Source organism: Pedobacter ginsengisoli (assembly GCF_002736205.1).
In the GTDB taxonomy this organism is placed as follows: domain Bacteria; phylum Bacteroidota; class Bacteroidia; order Sphingobacteriales; family Sphingobacteriaceae; genus Pedobacter; species Pedobacter ginsengisoli_A.
Genome location: NZ_CP024091.1, coordinates 4,223,836 through 4,243,501, shown reverse-complemented (window position 1 = coordinate 4,243,501; position 19,666 = coordinate 4,223,836). Strand labels below are relative to the sequence as shown.

The window sequence follows — 19,666 nt, the reverse complement described above, 5'->3', positions numbered from 1 at the left end:
CAACGAAACGAAAATAGGGAAAACGGACCGGTAGTTCAGCTGGTTAGAATGCCGCCCTGTCACGGCGGAGGTCGCGGGTTCGAGTCCCGTCCGGTCCGCTAAAGGTAGTAAAGCCTAACAAAAGCCTTCAAATTACACATTTGAAGGCTTTTGTGTTTTTCTATATTTTTAGATTTGGCGTATCTTTGATTGAAAGTCATCTGTTGAATTCTTAATCAAACAATAAATGGAGAGCTTGCTTAAAAAATATGATGCGCTTGTTGCAGAATACAGCAAAGTTATTATTGATAGCTTTAGTCTTGAGGATTTTAAGGAATATAACGAGATATTGTTTTCTGCGCACAGTTGTGCGGTAGAGGGGAATACCTTTACTGTGGATGAAACACGCGAGCTTAAAGAAAAGGGGCTTAATTTAAAGTTAAACAACAGGTCTTTATATGAGGCATATGAAATCCTTGATCATTTTAAAGCCTATGAATTCGTATTTAATGACCTAGAACAGCCTTTAACCGAAAGTTTGATTAAACAGGTGCAAAAAATACTAACAGAAAATACCCTTAAATTTGCGAAGGGACTTGAGCCAGGAGAATATACCAATACGCAAATGGCCGCAGGAGATACGGTTTTTGGAGATTTCAGGGCAAGTATTGCACGTATGCCATCATTGATCAGTTCCACAGAGTCAGCTATAGAAAAGGCCGAATTGCATCCGCTGGACATTAGCGCTAGGTTTCACCAGTTTTTTATTTATCTACATCCCTTCCCGGACGGAAACGGGAGAACTGGCCGTCTGATTTCAAACTTTATACTTGCAAAGTTCAATCTGCCGCATGTAATAATTGGAGCCGAAGAAAAGGCTGCTTATATTGAAGCTTTGAAACAATCTGCTAAACATAATGATACAGGTATTTTAACTGTTTTTTTTGCTGAAACTTCTATGCAAAGAATGAAGAAGGAACTTGATCAAAAGAAAAATCTTACTCAAAACTTTGTCATGAACTTTAATCCGCCTAAAAAAGGGAAGAAGATGAGATAAAATGAGCTTTATTAGTAACCATGGTATAGAGTTCTCCATGAGAGAGGCTAATTTTGAAAGCCCGGTTGATTTCGATATAGTTAATAAAATGGGAGATGTGGAGATTGTATTTCATAAACTTGATAACACCTTTCATTCATTTGGGCTAATGTCCAATTTCCAAACAGATTACGTAGATTTTCGCGGTAATAATCTTCTGCAATTCCTGGAAGGTCTTTATCGCAAAGAGTAAACCTCTTTGATGAAATTATGAGAGGGGGATACTTTAAATTCATGAAATCAAGGCAAAAGCACACATACTTCCTTCTATTTCAACAACCGATCGAGTTCGTGTTTTAACCCTTCCTTTTGCTCTGGCCCTGGCGCATTTCCGTTTGCAATTTTACCCTCTTTATTAATAATTACATAGTGTGGTATTCCGTTGATGTCAAACTTTGAGGAAAGCACATTAAATTGATCATTAGTGAGTTTGTAATGCGTGCCGGTGAGGGCCTGGTTAGCTATAGTCGATTTCCAGGATTCATCACTACATTGGCTGGCAAAAAATACAAATGCAATATCCTTACTTTTATAATAATGCTGGAGTTCTTTTGATTTAGGCATTGCAGCCATACAGGGACTGCACCAAGGCGCCCAGAAATCTATATAAATGACTTTTTCAGGGAACTTCATTATAATAGAGTCTAAAACAGATCCGCCTCCGGCTTGGTTAATTTGCACAAGCGTACTCTCGTCTTTAATTTTCTGGTTCTTTAAGGATGCCTCAAGTTCAGCGCTTTTTGCCAGTATCTTACTCTTCAAATAAGTGTTCAAGACAGGATACTTATTCCACAGTGCTTTAAATTCCGTCAACTGTTGGCCATTTAGAGCATCCATAAATAGCATGGTCAGTAGCAGCTCCCTGGTTAAACCTGTTGTGCTGCTTTTTATGCCCTCTGCAAAAATGCCTCCAATCCCCAAAAAATTTCTTTCTTTAGCATATTCGGCAAACAACGCCGACTTAACTTGGGGCGCACTATGGGTAAAATATCTGTAAAGACCAGATATGAAATGAGTATATGGACCAGATATTACTGGCAAATGATTCATGTTGTAATTTTTTAGAAAATAAGAAACACTATCTTCCAAAAGTGGCTCTTCATTGTAATGCTCTATCAGTTTGCTCCATGCCTCATATCTGGTATAGTCTGTTGCCCATTTATCAAATAAAGATGATACCCCTTTAGGATTTTTATAGTGGTCGGTTGTTCTTTTGTCCTTAAACTCCTGAATCATCCGGTTCTCTACAGCTAATGTACCATCAATAATATTGATAAAAGGAAGCACGCCCAACTCAATTTTAAGACTATCTCCTGGCCGCAGAAATAGCTCAGCAGTATTGTTTTCATATTGAATCGAAATATCCTGAGGGCTTGCAATAAAAGTTTCTAGCATAAAACGGCCAGTTGAATCAATTATTTCAGCTTTTTTCGTTATTTCTCCAAACGCAGAACTAACCATAAATACAACCGATTTCAGATGCTTTTCCTTATCAAATTTTTTTATAGAACCTGATATAAAGACTTTACTTTCTTTAAAGCCTTGTGCCGACGATTTTAATGTGAAAAAAATAGAACAAGATGCAAAAGCCAGTGCACTGTACTTAAACATGAACTTGAGAACATTCATACTGCAAAAAATAAATAGATACAACGTTTTTATCATTAGATGCGTAGCAGTATCTATTGTTTCATAATCATTTATAAAAAATGCGCTTTGATTTTACAACCATTTTTCAGGATTCACTATAGTAGTGTATATCTGTTATATTTAATTGGGTTTTTGATTACTTTATTCGTGATCTTTCTTCAAAAATGCAATGTTTGTCACTTTATAATTTAGTGCGCTTGTAGTTCCTGCGGTCACATCAATGGTAATGCCTGTTATTTTGCCGGCCATACCTGAAGCAAGAAATACTGCTGTATTGGCTATATCTTCCATAAGAGGCAATTGTTTTAGCATGGTGTCATTTTCCATTTTTGAAATGAATTCTTTCACTTGCTCACCACCCGCTTCTATTGCTTCTTTAAAAATCCTTGAATCTGGAGAGCCTCCAGAGCGGATGTTTACTACGCGAACTCCATAAGGGCCCAATTCTGCAGCCAGGTTACGGGAAAACCCTTCTACTGCATTGCAGGCTGGGCCAAACCCACCTACATTAGCATAGCCGATACCTCCGGGCGTTGCGGTTAGGGAAAGTATCACACCCGAATTATGTTTTTTCATAACCCTTCCGGCGGCAGTTGCTGTTATAAACTGTGTTTGCATGGCAATGTTTATGGGTCTGAGAAAATCTTCAAGTGTCATTTCTGTTAACGGAACATCTTGTGTGTCCTGCCAACCTATAGCATTGAATGATATATCTACAGATCCTGCTGTTTGAATTACCGTTTGTATATGGTCATTTACAGATTTCTCATCTCTGGCATCTACCTGATGAATTGAGACTTTACCTCCAGCAGATTCAATTTCTATTGCAGTTGTGTTTAAGCCATCTGCATGATGACCTGTAAGGAATACTTGAGCACCGGCTGCTGCAAGTGCTCTGGCAACTGCGCCTCCAAGAGAACCGCCTGCTCCATATATAATTGCATTTTTACCTTCTAATAGCATAGTGTAGTTATTTGATAGTCAAATTTATAGCTAAATATTTTTTTTGCATCCGGTGTTGTTATGACAAAATATAGGGGCATTTGCGAACACTCTTCTTAATAAAATACTTTTGGTAGCAAACTAGTATCAGGTCTTAGGATTTCCAACCCGCCGTACTAAGGCTATCTGTTACATACGTATTATATAGGTATATTGTTGGTGTGTACACTTATAACACTAAGATTTAGTTTATATGTCATCCAGCAGTAATGTTTAGGCCTGGCAAAGCCTACCCAAAGCCTGCATAAGTTTACTTAAAGCCTCTTGTGCTTTAAGCTTTACTTCGCCTTTATTAAAACTGATCAGGTTAATATTTAACCCCGCTAAGATTTTAATTTATACCTAAGCATTCTACCAGCCCTACTTTGGCTTTGGGGAACAAACTCCTGTTTTTGGGGAAATTGGAGTAATTTAGGTGAGATCTAATAATGAGTTTATAATATTTTGGTTAAAAGTTGCCTTTTGTTTAGATCCTTGTCTAAATGGTCTGCAAAACAGGATGTAAAAGTATAAGAAAATCCTCTGTTGTCTTTATTCATGTTTTCTTAGGCAGGTCGGCACGAAATCTGAGAGTAGTGTAAATGTTTCGCGCACTAAATAATAATGTAAAAACAATTAAATGAAGAAAAAATTAATCCTCACTCTAATTGCACTCTGTTCTGTGTTAATCTTCTCATGCACAAAGAAGATTCAGCAAAAGCTACCAAAAGAAGAAACTAAAGAAAAAGAAGAACCAGCGATACCCGAAGGCCCTGTATTGCCTCCATTTACAGGAAAGTTAGAAATTAAGGTTGTTTTTAATGGGAATCCTACATCTGCGGATGCATTAATACCAAGTTTGAAATATAATAAGAGCAAAGCGATTCTGATGGAGTTTGATGATGCTGCATTAACTGTAGTGACAGCTTATGAAAAACTATCGAAAACATTCTATACAGACGGATGTGGGAACAATAAGAATTATAGTTTGGGGTTGGCGGTTAATGGTAAAAATCAATATAACGGCAAAGAAATGGGTCTGTATACGGGATATGCGGCTACCTATGGACAAAGATTGCCATTAATTCTTAAAGGAATGGATATAATGAACCATTCGTATTACCATGAAGAAACAGGAAACTTTAATAATGGAAAGGATAGAGAAAAGAACATAAAAGATTTAGATGCACTGATATTGGAAAAGCAAGGGTATAAAATAAATACACTTATTGTTCCAAGTAATTACACGGGTTTCCAGACGGCAGCGGCAGACTTTGGGTATATAGGTGGTGGATCTCAGGGGACATTTGATAAATTTACTCAAATTGGTAAATATAGCCCAAAAGCTAAATTAAATGATATAAAGCCATTTAACTACCTGGCAATTAGAAGGGCATTTACAGATGACTGGTCAAGTGGCGGAGCTCAATGGGAGCTTTCAAATGATTTGCTTTCTGGCAATTCCTTCGATTTTTTTGAAATTGGAACACATGGAATTAAAGATGAGGAGGCTGTTCGCGGTTTCAATGACTGGATTGATAATATTGCGCTTAAATCTAAAGATAACTTAATATTTTGTAGTCTGAGAGAGTTTTTAGAATATGCCTATATTAAAGATCACGTAACTAAAACTCAACTTGTAAGTGCTAATACATTAGTTATTACTTTAGACTATTCTACAGTTCTCAATAAAAACATATCATGGTACGACTTGTCGTTGATAGTAAAATCCGATAAATCTATAGCCTCAGTGAGTATAAATAATCCTGATTTTTCTTTAGCATACAACAAGGATACTAAGTTGATAAATGTAAATAGAAGGAAGATTAAATGGTAATATGTTAGGATAGCTTTTTTTAGAGGGGCAGATTTTTTACATTAGTGTTAACCAAATAAACCTTAATGAAACAAATCTACATCATCGCGCTTACAACATTTTTAAGTTCAGCGGCTCTCGCGCAAAATATTAGTAGTGAGGAAGCCAAAAAACTCAAAGAAGTTAACATCAATAGCATAAGTAAACAGCGTGATATTAAGCGACTGGATTCTATAGCTGGCACCTATATTTTCTTGGGAAAGAAAAGTGAGGTGATTGAGCTTACCAATAAGGATTTGGGCCTGGCAGAGAAATACGGTCGCCAGGTCTTTTCTAAAATACCAGGCATCTTTGTTTATGATATGGATGGAACCGGGAACCAAACCAATATCTCTACCCGGGGCCTTGACCCTCATCGTGGATGGGAGTTTAATATTCGCAAAGATGGGGTGCTCACCAATTCAGATATGTATGGCTATCCGGCCGTCATTATAATATCCCATTAGAAGCGGTAGAGCGGATTGAGCTGGTAAGAGGCACCGCCTCCCTGCAATATGGCGGGCAATTTGGCGGATTGCTTAACTATGTGAGTAAGAAACCCGATTCTTCTGCTTTAGCTTTTCAAAGCATCAATACTGCGGGGTCATATGGTTTACTCAGTTCCTTTAACTCCATCAGCGGTACAAAGGGCAAGTTTAAGTATTATGCCTGGTTCAATAAAAAAGCAGATGCTGGGTATCGTAAGAACAGTGACTCAAAATATGATGCGCAAAACATTTCCTTATTTTATGAATTCACGCCCAATATTGAACTTAAGGCAGAATGGACACGCTCTAATTATGTGATTCACCTTGCAGGGCAATTGACCGATGAGATGTTTAAGGCGGATCCGCGTTCTTCTACGCGTTCGCGTAATTATTACAACCCTGAGATCAATATTCCCTCTCTTACTTTAGACTGGAAGATGGGTGAATCTACACGGTTGAAATTCACTTCTTCTGCAGTAATTGGAGTTAGAAATAGTGTGATGTTTGATAAGTTGGCCAATATAATAGATGCAATTGACCCTACTACGCTTCAATATGCTAACAGGCAGGTTGATGTTGATCATTTCAAGAGTTTTACCAATGAGCTGCGTTTATTACAATCGTACTCACTTTTGGGCTTGACCAGCAACCTTGCTGCGGGGGTGCAATATATGAACAATGACCTGCATCGCCAGCAACAGGGTAAGGGAACCACGGGGACAGATTTTGACCTTTCGCTGGTTACCCCAGACTTTGGCAGAGATATGCATCTAAAAACTAATAATGTTGCTTTTTTTGCCGAGAATCGGTGGGTGTTGTTGCCCCGTCTTTCTGTAAATACCGGAGTAAGGTTTGAGCTGGGCAAGACAGATATGACCGGGGTGATTAATAATTATCCTACCGGTGATATTCCTAATAACATTAAACATGAGTATCCTTTGTTTGGGGTTAGTGGGCAGTATGAATTGACTAAAGCCATGAACCTATATGCAGGCTGGTCGCAGGCTTACCGTCCGGTGATTTTTAAGGACATTATCCCTGGATCTACCTTTGAGCTTACCGACAAGAATTTAAAGGATGCCAGAGGATATAATCTGGAAGCTGGTTTTAGGGGTAACTGGCAGTTTTTGAACTGGGATGTGAGCTATTTCCAACTGCAATACAATAACCGCATGGGTACTGTTTCGCAGATGAATTCTAATAATCAGGAGATCATTTATCGTACAAATATTGGGGATTCAAGAACTAAAGGAGTTGAACTTTTTACTCAGGCAGATTTTCCGCTGAGTAAAACAGCTAGCTTCTCTTTATATACAGCAACTGCTTATATGAATGCCCGCTACCAAAATGCCAGTATTAGGGATGCTAATGCCAAAACAACTGTTTCTATTGATGGGGATAAAGTAGAAAGTGTGCCGGAATGGACTTCCAGGAATGGGGCTACTTTAAAAGTTAAGCGCTATAGTCTGAGCATTCTGCATAGTTATACCGCCAGCTCATTTGCTGATGCCCTAAATGCTGTGGCACCAAATGCGACCGGAACTGTTGGTATTGCACCTTCCTATAACTTATTTGATGCCAGTGCCACTATTGGACTTACCAATTACTTGCGTATTGGGCTTAATGTGAGCAATGCGTTTGATAAACATTATTTTACCAAACGCCCGCAGTTTTATCCGGGACCAGGCATCTGGCCGTCTGACGGTAGAACGTTTTCCGCTACTGTATCATTGAACTTGTAAAGCTTTATCTCAGTTTATAAGCTTTCATACTTTCCTGGTTAATGCCAAATATTAAAGTGTTGCTTGTTTGCACTACGCTTCTAACATCTCCTTTTAAACTAAAACCTGATTGTTGTTGAGGGATGTATGTAAAGCTACCTTTGCCATTGCCTTTAAGTAGGGTTCCATAATTAGCGTCGTATTTTCCAAATCTGAGGCGTGAATGACTAATGTTGCCACACAGTAACAAGTCTTTATTGCCATCCTTATCATAATCAAAGGCGGTAATTGTGAATACTGGCGAGAATTGAACCTCTTGCGGTAAGCTTAACTCTTTAAATTTACCTTTTCCGGTATTGATAAAAGCCGATGTTTTTAAATCGGTTGCCTGGAGCTTTGAAACGCCCATTAGTTCCTCTTTGGTAAATATCTCTTTCATTGATGCATCTGCATAGCTTTTATAATCCGGAAAGCGTGTGCGCATAATGCTCATCTGATCTAGCATCTCATCTCTGGTTACATAAGGATAGCTTTTTCCCTGGATGTAAAAACATAATATAGGGTCAACCGATCCATTATCATCAAAATCTTTGTAGAACATTTCAGCAGGTTCCTTTTCGGTTGCTTTGCATTGAGTGTTTAATCCGGTGTTTCCAATTACTATATCCGGAACACCGTCATTGTTTAAGTCCTCTACTAGTAGTTTGTTCCACCAGCCAGCCAAAGGTTTCTCAAAATAATCTTTAGTTTTATCTGTCAGCTTGCCATTTGTATTAATGAGGACGGTAATTGGCATCCATTCTCCAACAACAATCAGATCCTCTTTTTTGTCGCCGTTTAAATCTACCCATGCGGCATCGGTAATCATTCCTGCTTTTTGCAAATTTGGGGCAACAGCTTTAATCTGATCTTTAAAGTTTCCTTTTCCATCGTTAATTAGTAGATAACTTGATGGTGTTTCCGGATAGCGGCCAGGAATTACTCTTCCGCCTATAAATAGGTCGGGGTGGCCATCCTGGTTAAAGTCTGTAACCCGAACGCAGCTTTTACTGCTTAGCATTTTAGGTAAAGCATTAACTGATGGTCTGAAATTTCCCTTTCCATCATTTAAGTACAATCGATCTTGCAATGATGAATCGTCAGGGATATAACTGTCATAACCGCCAGCACATACATAAAGATCTGCAAAACCATCGCCATTGGCATCAAAAAAGACAGCATCTGTGTCTTCGCTTTTTAGGCTATTGGTAAAGGCTCTCTGGATTTTTTTTACAAAAGTGCCGTTCTTTTTTTGAATAAAAAGTGTGCCAGACTGGCCTTGGGTCCCGCCAACATAAATGTCCTCTAAACCATCTCCATCTACATCTGCTTTGGCAATGCATGGACCTGAAAATGACATGGGGTTTATTAACAGTGGTTGCCGCTTAAAATCGTTGGTTGATTTTTTTTGCTGTTGAAATGTAATCGGCGATTTAATTTCTTTAAATATAGACAAAGGAGGCTGTGGGTCTTTGTAAGTTGTTTTTGCATTTGTTTCTAATAGCGGTATTTGTTGATTTGCCTTTACGCCTGTTATTAGTTCCTGTTTTCCACTTGGCCAAACTACACGAAGAGAGTCTATAGAAGTAGATTCTCCTAAACCGAAATGTAAAATTGGCGAAACGCTTGATTGATAGCCTCGAGATGGCATTTGTTCAAGATACTGCTGTTTGTTATTCTGGTAGATCCAAATTTTTGCACCAATACCTTGTGTGTTTTGCCCAGATCCCTGCAGCTTTACTTTTAGGAACTGATTTTTTATTTGCTTGTCGGTTCTGTTTTCATAAATGAATGCCGGAAGATTGATATTGTTAACCACAAGGTCAAGGTCGCCATCGTTATCTAAATCGGCATAAGCGGCCCCATTACTATTAGATGGTGTGTTTAATCCCCATTCAACCATTTTGTTGGTAAACGTAAGGTTGCCGTTGTTCTTGTAGATGTAATTGTTAACATTGGATGCAGGCATTGCATGGATTAAATTTAACAGATTCTCCCTCATTTGAGCCGGATCGGTAGTACGCAGGAAATCTCCTTTGAACTTTAGAAAATCCATATTGGTATAATCTCTCATATAACCATTTGATACAAAAAGATCTTTCCAGCCGTCATTATCATAATCTGCAAATAGAGGAGCCCAGCTCCAATCTGTATTGGAAATGCCTGATAATTGTGCGGTTTCACTAAATGTGCCATTTCCATTATTTATTTGAAGCATGTTGCGCATATCCTGGTAATGGAAGCCAAGACGTAGGCGGAGGTCATAATATTCGTAATTGTCGGGAGAAAAGAGCAACTTCTGTCTTCGATTATCCTCTGGCAGCATATCTAAAGTGAAAAGATCTGATAGGCCATCGTTGTTAATGTCAGCAATATCATTGCCCATTGAATACAAGGACGTATGGCCAATTTGGGATTGAATTTGATTTGTAAAAGTGCCGTTTCCATTATTTATATATAAATAATCTGGTGCAGAATAATCGTTTGAGATGTAAATATCCGGATAACCATCATTATTCAAATCGCTTACTCCTGCACCTAAACCATATGTAAATGATGAATTATAGATGCCTGCCTGATCTGAAACATCTTTAAATTTTCCATTTTCATTTTTATATAGCTTAATCCGGATGGTTGGTGCGGGTTCTTTTAATATTATTGGAGCAGAAGTTTCATCGAGTGTGGTAAATACTTTAGGGTTGTGGTTTAACAGGAGCATATCAAGGTCATTATCTTTGTCGTAATCAAAAAAAACAGCCTGTGTGCTATATGCGGTATCGGCAAGCCCATATTCTGCAGCTTGCTCTTTAAATACGGGAATTCCCTGATCGTTGTTCCCTTGGTTTATATATAATTTATTTGTTCTATTCTTTGCAGGTAATGCACCGGAATAACATTGATAGATGTCTGGTTTCCCATCTCCATTAACATCGGCCATAGTAACGCCTGTTTTCCAGGTTGTTCCCTCTTCGGTTATGTCGGCTTTATCTGTAACATCTTCAAACTGCATGTTTCCTTTATTAAGATATAGTTTGGCCTTTGTCATGTTTCCTGAAAAATATACATCCTCCAGGCCGTCATTATTTACATCTGCAATTGCTACACCCCCTCCATTATAGAAGTACTGATAGGATATAATGTTTGCCCTTTCGTTTTCAATGATGGTATTATTGAAATCGATGTGAGTCTGATTTGAAGAAAGTATGGAAAATAGTGTGTTTTTACTGCCCTCAGTGTCTGTATTTTTATCATTATTTACACAGGAAGTAAATGAAAAGAGACCAAGCAACATGATGCTCTGGTGCAATTTAGAGGTTAAAGAAGACATTTGGTTAAGAAGTTTGGTTTAATTCTTCTTGAAGATAATGACTTTATTTTAATGTATCATAATTTTTACTAAAAACGTTTAGGCATATTAACAATGGCTTCTTAAATAAAAAAGCATTAGAGATAATGCTTTTTTATTGGTGTTATATTCTTTTCTGTTAGGCAGCAAATGCAATTCGGCTAGCCGAAAAGCTCTTGCATATCTCTGTCTGCGGTAGGTATTTTCTTTAAAAAGTCGTCAAAACCGGTATTTTCCTGAGAGCTATACATTCCATAAGCGTCAAGAATATAGCCAATCTGTTTGTCTTTGTCTTCTAGTAAATAGAGCACAGAATTATCGGCAGGGTCGGAGTCGCCTTCAAATCGATAAGTTTTAATTATTGTTAGGTCTTCAGGATTATAAATTTTGTTAATTCCAATGCCTTGCATCTTGCCATGGTCTGTCATTTTTATTTCGTTATCCAAACCTTTAAGTCTTAATTTTTCTAAAACCTGGCTAAGGGTATTCATTTCTATTGGATGTTCCATAATAAGTAGTGTTTTTGTATAAATACAACAATACCCTTTACAAATGGTTTTCCTTTTTGCATTTAGGCATGCTATTGCAAGGCTTGTAAAATGCAAAAAGGGTGATCATTGTTATGATACACCCTTTTTATGAATTTTAATTATTTCTTAAGCTTACAATGAAAAAGCTGCTTTTACTTTATCTACAAAGTCTAATTTCTCCCATGTAAACAATTCAACAGTAACAGTTTTTTCTTCACCTCCAGGACTTTTAAAAGTTTTGGTAACTGTTTCAGGCGTACGACCCATATGGCCATAAGCTGCAGTTTCACTATAAATTGGATTTCTTAATTTTAAGCGTTGCTCTATAAAGTAAGGACGCATATCGAATATACCTTCAACTATTCTGGCAATTTCTCCGTCAGTTTTGTTTACTTTACCTGTTCCATAAGTATTGATGTAAATACCCATAGGTTTTGCAACTCCAATGGCGTAGCTTACCTGAACTAAAATTTCTTCGGCAACACCTGCAGCAACAAGATTCTTAGCGATGTGACGGGTTGCATAGGCAGCACTTCTATCTACTTTACTGGGGTCTTTTCCAGAGAAAGCACCGCCTCCATGAGCTCCTTTACCTCCGTAAGTATCTACAATAATTTTACGGCCTGTTAAGCCTGTATCGCCATGCGGGCCACCAATAACAAATTTCCCGGTTGGATTAATATGATACTCTATTTTATCATTAAATAGGTGCGCATATTGTGGGTATTTGGCAATAATGCGTGGGACAAGAATATCAACAAGGTCTTTTTTGATTTTAGCAAGCATTTTGGCTTCTTCATCAAAATCATCATGCTGAGTTGAAATCACTATAGCATCAATACGAACAGGCTTGTTGTTGTCGGCATATTCTAAAGTCACTTGTGATTTAGCATCAGGACGCAGATAGGTAATTTCATTATTTTCTCTTCTTAACAGAGCTAATTCCTGTAAAAGAGTATGTGAAAGATCTAGTGCCAAAGGCATATAGTTTTCTGTTTCGTTGGTTGCATAGCCAAACATCATACCCTGATCGCCAGCACCTTGTTCTTCTTTGTTGCTTCTGTCAACACCTTGATTTATATCCTGCGACTGTTCGTGAATTGCGGAAAGAATACCGCATGAGTTAGCCTCAAACATGTATTCGCTTTTTGTGTAGCCAATTTTTTTGATTACATCTCTGGCAATTTGTTGTACATCAAGATAGGTTTGTGATTTCACCTCGCCAGCTAAAATAACCTGACCTGTGGTAACCAAAGTTTCGCAGGCCACTTTTGACTCTGAATCGAACGCTAAAAAGTTGTCAATAAGTGCGTCTGAGATTTGATCTGCAACTTTATCCGGATGGCCTTCAGAAACTGATTCAGATGTAAATAAATACGACATTTTAAATAATTAAAATTTAATTTTAAACAATTATATAAAAGGGAGTCAGATCCTGCAGAACAGGCTGTAAAATGAAGTGTATAATATGGTTAGCACTTTTTTTTACGTGGTTGCAATCCAGCTATTCTTTAAATAGCATCGCAAATCAGTCCACTTTAACGCTGCAAAATTACTATATATATTTCAATAGTCAAAAAATATCAATTATTTTGTACTATCATTAATCAAAAGGTTTTGTCGAAATCAAACATTCTATTTATCATCAATCCAATATCTGGAGGTAAGAATAAATTAAAGATTCCAGCATTGATAGATGCGCATCTTGACCGTTCTAAGTACAATCCAAATTTTAGTTTTACTGAATATGTTGGCCATGCTTCTGAGATTGCGGAGGAAGCTGCAAGCAAAAATTTTGACATTATTGTAGCAGTTGGAGGTGATGGTACAATAAATGAGATTGCAACTAAAGTGATGCAGCAAAATAAAATATTGGGTATTATCCCTTTTGGCTCTGGAAATGGGCTGGCAAGGTTCTTAAAAATACCGATGAAAACTGTTGCTGCAATAAAGGTTATTAATAATTGTAATGTAGAGGTTATTGATACTGCCAGATTTAATGATAAGTGTTTTTTTAACATGGCAGGTATGGGTTTTGATGCACATATCAGTTCTGTGTTTGCCGGAAATAAATCAAGAGGTTTAACGGGCTATCTGAAATTGGGATTAACCGAAGTGTTAAACTACAAACCTCAGGTTTATCAGCTTAGTATTGATGGTGTAGAGTACGAACGCAAGGCATTTGTTGTCAGCATTGCAAATTCATCTCAATATGGTAATAATGCACATATTGCACCACAGGCATCGGTAGTTGATGGCTTGCTTGATGTGTGCGTGGTAAAAGAATTTCCTATGTATAAACTGCCGGTATTGGCATATGAAATGTTAAGCGCCAGAACTGACCGGTCGAAAATTGTTGAAATTATTAAAGGTAAAAATATAAAGATTAAACGGAGCCAGGATGATGCAATACATATTGATGGAGAACCGTTTTTTATGGGTAAAGAGTTAGATATATCTATTAAACCTTTATCGCTAAACATCATTGCCCCGAATTATGAAAGCTAAAAAGAAAACGCTAAGCGACCTTGGAGGAATTATGTATTCTACAGATCCTTCTTTTGTTTATGAAGAGGAAAATAATGACGCTAATGAACCAATACCTGCAAATCAGCAGGATTTAAGGGTGATGCTGGATCGTAAAAATAGGGGTGGAAAGGCAGTTACATTGGTTACTGGATTTAGGGGAGGTGATGATGAGCTGGCAACATTGACTAAAATGTTGAAGACAAAATGCGGCGTAGGAGGTGCTTCTAAAGACGGTGAGATCATTATACAGGGAGATTTTAGGGATAAGGTGCTTTTACTTTTACAAAAAGAAGGCTATAAAGTAAAAAAATCCGGCGGATAATTTGTTATTTAAGTGGCTGATCTATAGGTGTTTAATTATAAGTGTATAAGCGACAATAAGTTAAATTTTTCTTTAAAAAAGCTCCATTTTACCTTTTTATCTGTATAACTTTGCCTCACTAACTTATTATTCTTATGAGCAAAGCATTTATGCTTAAGCCTGATTTGAGCTACCTGAATCTCTATTCGGATGGGGCGTTATATCAGCTTAACGTAGCACAATTGGTTGAGGAGGCCTTGAAAAATGGAGAAGGTTCACTGACCGATACAGGTGCATTGGCAGTAGATACGGGGAAATTTACTGGCCGTTCTCCAAAAGACAGATTTATAGTGTGTGATCAATTAACCCAGGATTCGGTATGGTGGGGAGATATAAATTTCAAATTTGATCCAGAAAAATTTGACGCTTTATTTAAAAAAGTGACAGCCCATCTAAGCAAAAACAAATATTATGTAAGAGATTCATTTGCTTGTGCAGATGAGACTTACAAAACATCGATAAGGGTAGTGACTGAAACGGCATATCAGAATTTGTTTTCTAATAACCTGTTTTTGAGACCTGAAGATGGTGCTATTGAAGAAAGGCCTGAGTGGACCATTGTTGCCAGTCCTTCTTTTCTGGCCGACCCTGAAGTGGATGGAACCAGACAGTCTAACTTTTCTATCCTTAATTTTTCGAGGAAAATAATATTAATAGGAGGTTCAGGATATACCGGCGAAATTAAAAAAGGTATATTTTCTGTTTTGAATTTCATATTGCCTGAACAGAAGCATACTTTATCCATGCATTGTTCTGCAAATGTTGGGAAAAAAGGGGATACAGCTATCTTTTTTGGATTATCAGGAACAGGAAAAACCACGCTCTCGGCAGATCCGGAACGTGCATTAATTGGAGATGATGAGCATGGCTGGGGAAAGGAATCGGTATTTAATTTTGAAGGAGGGTGCTATGCAAAATGTGTTGACCTGACTGTTGAAAGAGAACCGCAGATATTTAATGCGATAAAATTCGGGGCCTTATTAGAGAACACCAATTACTTTGAGGGAAGCAGAACTGTCGATTTTTCTAATATCGATAAAACAGAGAATACCAGAGTTGCCTATCCAATAAATTACATTGACAATGCAAGGGTGCCATCAATTGCTGCTGAACCTAAAAATATTTTCTTTTTAACAGCAGATGCATTTGGTGTTTTACCTCCAATTGCCAAGTTAAATAATGGGCAGGCTATGTTCCATTTTATATCCGGATATACGGCTAAAATTGCTGGTACAGAGGCTGATGTGTTTGAGCCTCAGTTGACTTTTTCAGCTTGCTTTGGTAAAGCATTTTTGCCACTTCACCCTACAAGGTACGCCGAGCTTTTGGGCGAAAAGATGAAAAAGAACAATGTGCATGTATGGTTGATCAATACCGGTTGGAGTGGGGGAGCGTATGGTGAAGGCAGCAGGATGAAGCTGTCTTATACCCGTGCAATGATTTCTGCGACTTTAAACGGAGATCTGGACCATGTTGAATTTAGTACTGATTCGGTTTTTGGGCTGAGCATTCCGTTGACTTGTCCAAATGTTCCTTCAGAAATTTTGAATCCCAGAAACACCTGGGCGGATAAGCAGAAATATGATCTTAAAGCCAATGAACTCTCTTTGGCATTCGTAAATAATTTTAAGCAATTCGAAGCCTTCGCAAACGAAGAAATGATCGCTTCGCTACCAAAAATAACCGAAAAGACGGTTTAAAGCTTTTTTTTTACCTAAAAATTTGCATTTCAGTTTTTTTTTAGTTTTAATTGCGAAAGATTGTCTCCGCAACGAGACAATCTTTTTTAATTATACAGTAATACGTTAGGAGTAACAGTAGTGCAAACGGGTAAAATTGATGGGACAAACGAATTAGCTAGCTAACGATTATTTAATTTGGAATTAAAATCAAAGTTATAAATTTGTTACTGCAACAATTGTTTGTAATACTCGTTGTGTGTATTACGGAATATTTAATCTAATTTTAAAAAACAAAGTACTAAAAACTAAAAAACTAAAAAAAAATGGCAAACGCACCAAAACCAACAACAGTTAAAAAAGAAAGCTCTTCTTCAGCTTCAAATTTATTCGCAACTCTTACTATTCCAATTTGTATCATTATCGGAATATGTGTTTACAAATTTATTTTCGGAGACAGAGGCAATTTCATCGATGGGGCTGATCCAGATCTTCACGATACACTTCCAAAAGTAGGTAACTACATGGGTATGGCTTACAAAGGTGGAGTTATCGTACCTGTTCTATTGGGTATGTTCCTTATGGTAATTGTATTCTCTATTGAGCGTCTTATTGTAATTGGTAAAGCAACTGGAAAATCTAGCTTAGATTCATTCGTTAAAAAAATCCAAGGATTTTTGAATTCAAACAACATCGAAGCAGCCTTAAGTGAGTGTGATAAACAACAAGGTTCGGTTGCTAACGTAATCAAATCAGGATTGAAAAAATATCGTGAGATGGAAGTTGAAGCAAACATGGATACAGATCAAAAATGTTTAGCTATCCAGAAAGATATTGAAGAAGCTACTACTTTGGAAATGCCAATGTTAGAGCAAAACTTAACTGTAATTGCTACTTTAGTATCAGTTGGTACATTAACAGGACTATTGGGAACAGTAACAGGTATGATCAAGGCCTTCGGTGGTTTGGCTAACTCTGGTGCTCCGGATCAGGCTGCATTAGCAACTGGTATTTCTGAGGCCCTAATCAACACAGCTACTGGTATTGGTACTTCTACTTTCGCAATTATCATGTACAACATCCTTACTTCGAAAATTGACAAATTAACTTATGCAATTGATGAAGCAGGTTTCAGCATCATTCAAACTTACGCCAGTACACATAAATAAAAAATAATGTATTTTTTTTTACCGGCTTTATGGAAAACCGGAAGAATTAACATCATTAGTAAAAAGTAAGTTTATTTATAAATATTATGGCAAGAGCAAAGGTTCAGAGAAAGAGTACTTCGATAGATATGACCGCCATGTGCGACGTATCCTTCCTGCTACTTACTTTCTTTATATTAACAGCAACAGCACGCCAGCCGGATCCTTTGGAAGTTAAAATTCCAAGTTCTACCTATAAGATTAAAGTTCCTGATTTAGATATGGGAATTTTATCTATCGGTCAAGGAAAGGTTTTCTATGAGATCGTAGGTAAGGACGTGAAAATGGCAACATTAGATAAAATTGGAGAGCAATACAAAATTCAGTTTACCCCTGAGGAGAGAGAACGTTTCGGTGTTCTTGGTTCATTTGGAGTTCCTGTAAGCAGCTTGAAAAAATTCATCATGATGAATGGTGATGAAAGAACAAAGTTTGCTAAGGCTAACATGGGTATTCCGGCAGATTCAACCAATAATGAATTGTCTGAATGGTTACTACAATCTCGTAAAGCGGTGGCAGAGTTACATCAGACTGCAATGAGGATCAGTATCAAGGGAGATGCTGAAGAAAAATATCCGAACATTAAAAAAATCGTTGATATTCTTCAGAAGCAAAAAATTAACAAATTTAGTTTAATTACATCGGCCGAGGGCGATGCTAAATAAAATCATACTATGGCAGAATTAGATACCTCCGGCGGGGGTGGGAAAAAAGGTGGCAAAGTAAGAACCAAGAAGGCAAATACCAAAGTAGATTTAACTGCCATGGTAGACTTAGCATTCTTGCTGATCACCTTCTTCATGTTAACCACCTCGTTGTCGAAACCAATTGCAATGGATATTGCAAAGCCGGATCAAGAGGATAATGACGTAAAAAATGAACTTCGGGCATCTCAAACCATGACAATTCTATTGGGTAAAAACAATAAAGTTGCCTGGTATATGGGAGAAGCTAAAAATGCCACACCTAATGTGGAATCTTTTGCTGAAGTCAGAAAGTCAATATTGAAGAATAAAGACGAGGTAAGTAAAACTACTGGCCGACAAATAGTAATAGTAGTGAAACCGACAGAAGGTGCTACTTATAAGAACTTTGTTGATATAATGGACGAGTTAAACATCGCTAAAATCAAGACTGCTCCGGCAATCGATGATGTGAATATTCTTGATAACGAGAAAGCGTTTATGAAACAAGCTGGGATATTATAAATAATTATAAACATAAAAATATTAGGCTATGTTTGGTTCTAAAATAGATTTATTAAAAAGGGATTGGCTTGATGTTGTATTTGCCAACAAGAACAAAAGCTACGGGGCTTACGAGCTTCGTCAGAGAAGTTCTGCGAATACAACCAAATCATTGCTAATTGCATCAACAGCATTTGTGTTGTTGTTCTTATCCCCTAAAATTATGGAGTTGTTCAAAGGAAAAGCTCCTGAAGAGGAAATAGTTAAACAAACGGAAGTTGTGGTACAGCCACCTCCTCCTGTAAACCCGGAAACACCTCCGCCGCCACCGGTTGAGCCACCTCCACCAAAACAGGATCAGGTTAAGTTCCCTCCTCCAATTGTAAAACCAGATGAGTTGGTTCGTGATGAAGAGCCAGTTCAAATTGAGGACTTGAAAAAGGCTGACCCAGGTCAGAAAACCATTGCTGGTGACCCTGATGCGGATATCGTTATCGCAGGTCCTGCCGGAGATGGTCCTAAGCAAGCTGCAGTGGTAGAGGATACCAAAGTTTATGACTTTGTTAGTCTTGAAACTCAGCCTTCTTTCCCAGGTGGTATGGAGAAATTTTATGCCTACCTAAAAAAGGCGGTAAGATATCCTCCTATGGCTCAGGAAAACAATATCCAGGGTAAAGTATTCTTATCATTCGTTGTTGAAAAGGATGGTAGCTTAACCGACATTAAAGTTGATAGAAAACTTGGTGGTGGTACAGATGAGGAAGCTGTTAGGGTACTAAAAGCAAGTCCAAGATGGATACCTGGAGTTCAAAATGGTAAAAAGGTTCGTGTGAAATATAACATTCCAATTAGTTTCACCTTATCACAATAAAATAATGTTTAATTTAAAAACATTTATGCAGAAATCGCCTCAACAGCGATTTCTGTTTATTTTAGGGCTAGTTATGTTTGCGTTTTATCTGGTCCTTGGGCTTACTTTGATCGTTTGGAAAGATATGCCAGTAACAATAGAACGTA

17 protein-coding genes and 1 tRNA gene are annotated in these 19,666 nt (G+C 37.6%); 13 read left to right on the top strand and 5 right to left on the bottom strand.

The window, feature by feature from the left end; translation table 11 throughout:
* Window positions 1-24: 24 nt before the first annotated feature.
* The 3 genes from CPT03_RS17525 to CPT03_RS17515 all read left to right on the top strand — a co-directional run bounded on the left by CPT03_RS17525 (window position 25) and on the right by CPT03_RS17515 (window position 1,268).
* Window positions 25-98 (top strand) — tRNA-Asp (locus CPT03_RS17525).
* Window positions 99-226: 128 nt separating this feature from the next.
* Entirely contained in the window at window positions 227-1,036 is an 810-nt protein-coding gene (locus tag CPT03_RS17520) for a Fic family protein (RefSeq protein ID WP_099440045.1), read from the top strand.
* Window position 1,037: 1 nt separating this feature from the next.
* Complete coding sequence (locus tag CPT03_RS17515) at window positions 1,038-1,268, top strand: hypothetical protein (RefSeq protein ID WP_099440044.1); 231 nt, start codon at window positions 1,038-1,040, stop codon at window positions 1,266-1,268.
* A 74-nt stretch (window positions 1,269-1,342) separates the two neighbouring features.
* On the opposite strand, the gene CPT03_RS17510 is transcribed toward CPT03_RS17515, so the two are convergent.
* Window positions 1,343-2,704 carry a TlpA family protein disulfide reductase gene (locus tag CPT03_RS17510; protein WP_157766491.1) on the bottom strand — a complete coding sequence of 454 codons (1,362 nt, stop codon included), beginning with the start codon at window positions 2,702-2,704 and terminating at the stop codon, window positions 1,343-1,345.
* Window positions 2,705-2,866: 162 nt separating this feature from the next.
* Window positions 2,867-3,688, bottom strand: a complete 822-nt coding sequence (locus CPT03_RS17505) for an SDR family NAD(P)-dependent oxidoreductase (RefSeq protein ID WP_099440042.1) — start codon at window positions 3,686-3,688, stop codon at window positions 2,867-2,869.
* 658 nt (window positions 3,689-4,346) lie between these two features.
* Between CPT03_RS17505 and CPT03_RS17500 the strand changes: the two genes are divergently transcribed.
* The 3 genes from CPT03_RS17500 (at window position 4,347) to CPT03_RS17495 (ending at window position 7,791) form a co-directional block, all read left to right on the top strand.
* Window positions 4,347-5,543, top strand: coding sequence for a hypothetical protein (locus CPT03_RS17500; RefSeq protein WP_157766490.1), 1,197 nt, complete (start codon window positions 4,347-4,349; stop codon window positions 5,541-5,543).
* Window positions 5,544-5,608: 65 nt separating this feature from the next.
* Window positions 5,609-6,028 (top strand): hypothetical protein, encoded by a 420-nt coding sequence (locus CPT03_RS22995; protein WP_216641566.1) that lies wholly within the window; start codon window positions 5,609-5,611, stop codon window positions 6,026-6,028.
* A gap of 80 nt (window positions 6,029-6,108) precedes the next feature.
* Window positions 6,109-7,791, top strand: a complete 1,683-nt coding sequence (locus tag CPT03_RS17495) for a TonB-dependent receptor family protein (protein ID WP_216641565.1) — start codon at window positions 6,109-6,111, stop codon at window positions 7,789-7,791.
* Window positions 7,792-7,795: 4 nt separating this feature from the next.
* Here CPT03_RS17495 and CPT03_RS17490 read toward each other — a convergent pair whose 3' ends face one another.
* From CPT03_RS17490 to metK, 3 genes are all read right to left on the bottom strand, one after another.
* Entirely contained in the window at window positions 7,796-11,137 is a 3,342-nt protein-coding gene (locus CPT03_RS17490; protein WP_216641564.1) for a VCBS repeat-containing protein, read from the bottom strand.
* 179 nt (window positions 11,138-11,316) lie between these two features.
* Window positions 11,317-11,664 carry a hypothetical protein gene (locus CPT03_RS17485; RefSeq protein WP_099440039.1) on the bottom strand — a complete coding sequence of 116 codons (348 nt, stop codon included), beginning with the start codon at window positions 11,662-11,664 and terminating at the stop codon, window positions 11,317-11,319.
* Window positions 11,665-11,817: 153 nt separating this feature from the next.
* Window positions 11,818-13,068 (bottom strand): methionine adenosyltransferase, encoded by a 1,251-nt coding sequence (metK, locus tag CPT03_RS17480; protein ID WP_099440038.1) that lies wholly within the window; start codon window positions 13,066-13,068, stop codon window positions 11,818-11,820.
* A gap of 234 nt (window positions 13,069-13,302) precedes the next feature.
* On the opposite strand from metK, the gene CPT03_RS17475 reads away from it, so the two are divergent.
* The 7 genes from CPT03_RS17475 (at window position 13,303) to CPT03_RS17445 (ending at window position 19,520) form a co-directional block, all read left to right on the top strand.
* Window positions 13,303-14,193, top strand: coding sequence for a diacylglycerol/lipid kinase family protein (locus tag CPT03_RS17475; RefSeq protein WP_099440037.1), 891 nt, complete (start codon window positions 13,303-13,305; stop codon window positions 14,191-14,193).
* Window positions 14,183-14,536 (top strand): translation initiation factor, encoded by a 354-nt coding sequence (locus CPT03_RS17470; protein ID WP_099440036.1) that lies wholly within the window; start codon window positions 14,183-14,185, stop codon window positions 14,534-14,536. The genes CPT03_RS17475 and CPT03_RS17470 overlap by 11 nt, the downstream gene beginning before the upstream one ends.
* Window positions 14,537-14,670: 134 nt before the next feature.
* Window positions 14,671-16,275 carry a phosphoenolpyruvate carboxykinase (ATP) gene (gene pckA, locus CPT03_RS17465; RefSeq protein ID WP_099440035.1) on the top strand — a complete coding sequence of 535 codons (1,605 nt, stop codon included), beginning with the start codon at window positions 14,671-14,673 and terminating at the stop codon, window positions 16,273-16,275.
* 305 nt (window positions 16,276-16,580) lie between these two features.
* Window positions 16,581-17,423: a MotA/TolQ/ExbB proton channel family protein gene (locus CPT03_RS17460; RefSeq protein ID WP_099440034.1), complete on the top strand. Its 843-nt coding sequence runs from the start codon at window positions 16,581-16,583 to the stop codon at window positions 17,421-17,423.
* Window positions 17,424-17,509: 86 nt separating this feature from the next.
* A complete protein-coding gene (locus tag CPT03_RS17455; RefSeq protein ID WP_099440033.1) occupies window positions 17,510-18,127 on the top strand; it encodes a biopolymer transporter ExbD in 618 nt (205 codons plus the stop codon).
* 9 nt (window positions 18,128-18,136) lie between these two features.
* Complete coding sequence (locus CPT03_RS17450) at window positions 18,137-18,670, top strand: ExbD/TolR family protein (protein ID WP_099440032.1); 534 nt, start codon at window positions 18,137-18,139, stop codon at window positions 18,668-18,670.
* A 28-nt stretch (window positions 18,671-18,698) separates the two neighbouring features.
* Window positions 18,699-19,520, top strand: a complete 822-nt coding sequence (locus tag CPT03_RS17445) for an energy transducer TonB (protein WP_099440031.1) — start codon at window positions 18,699-18,701, stop codon at window positions 19,518-19,520.
* Window positions 19,521-19,666 lie beyond the last annotated feature (146 nt).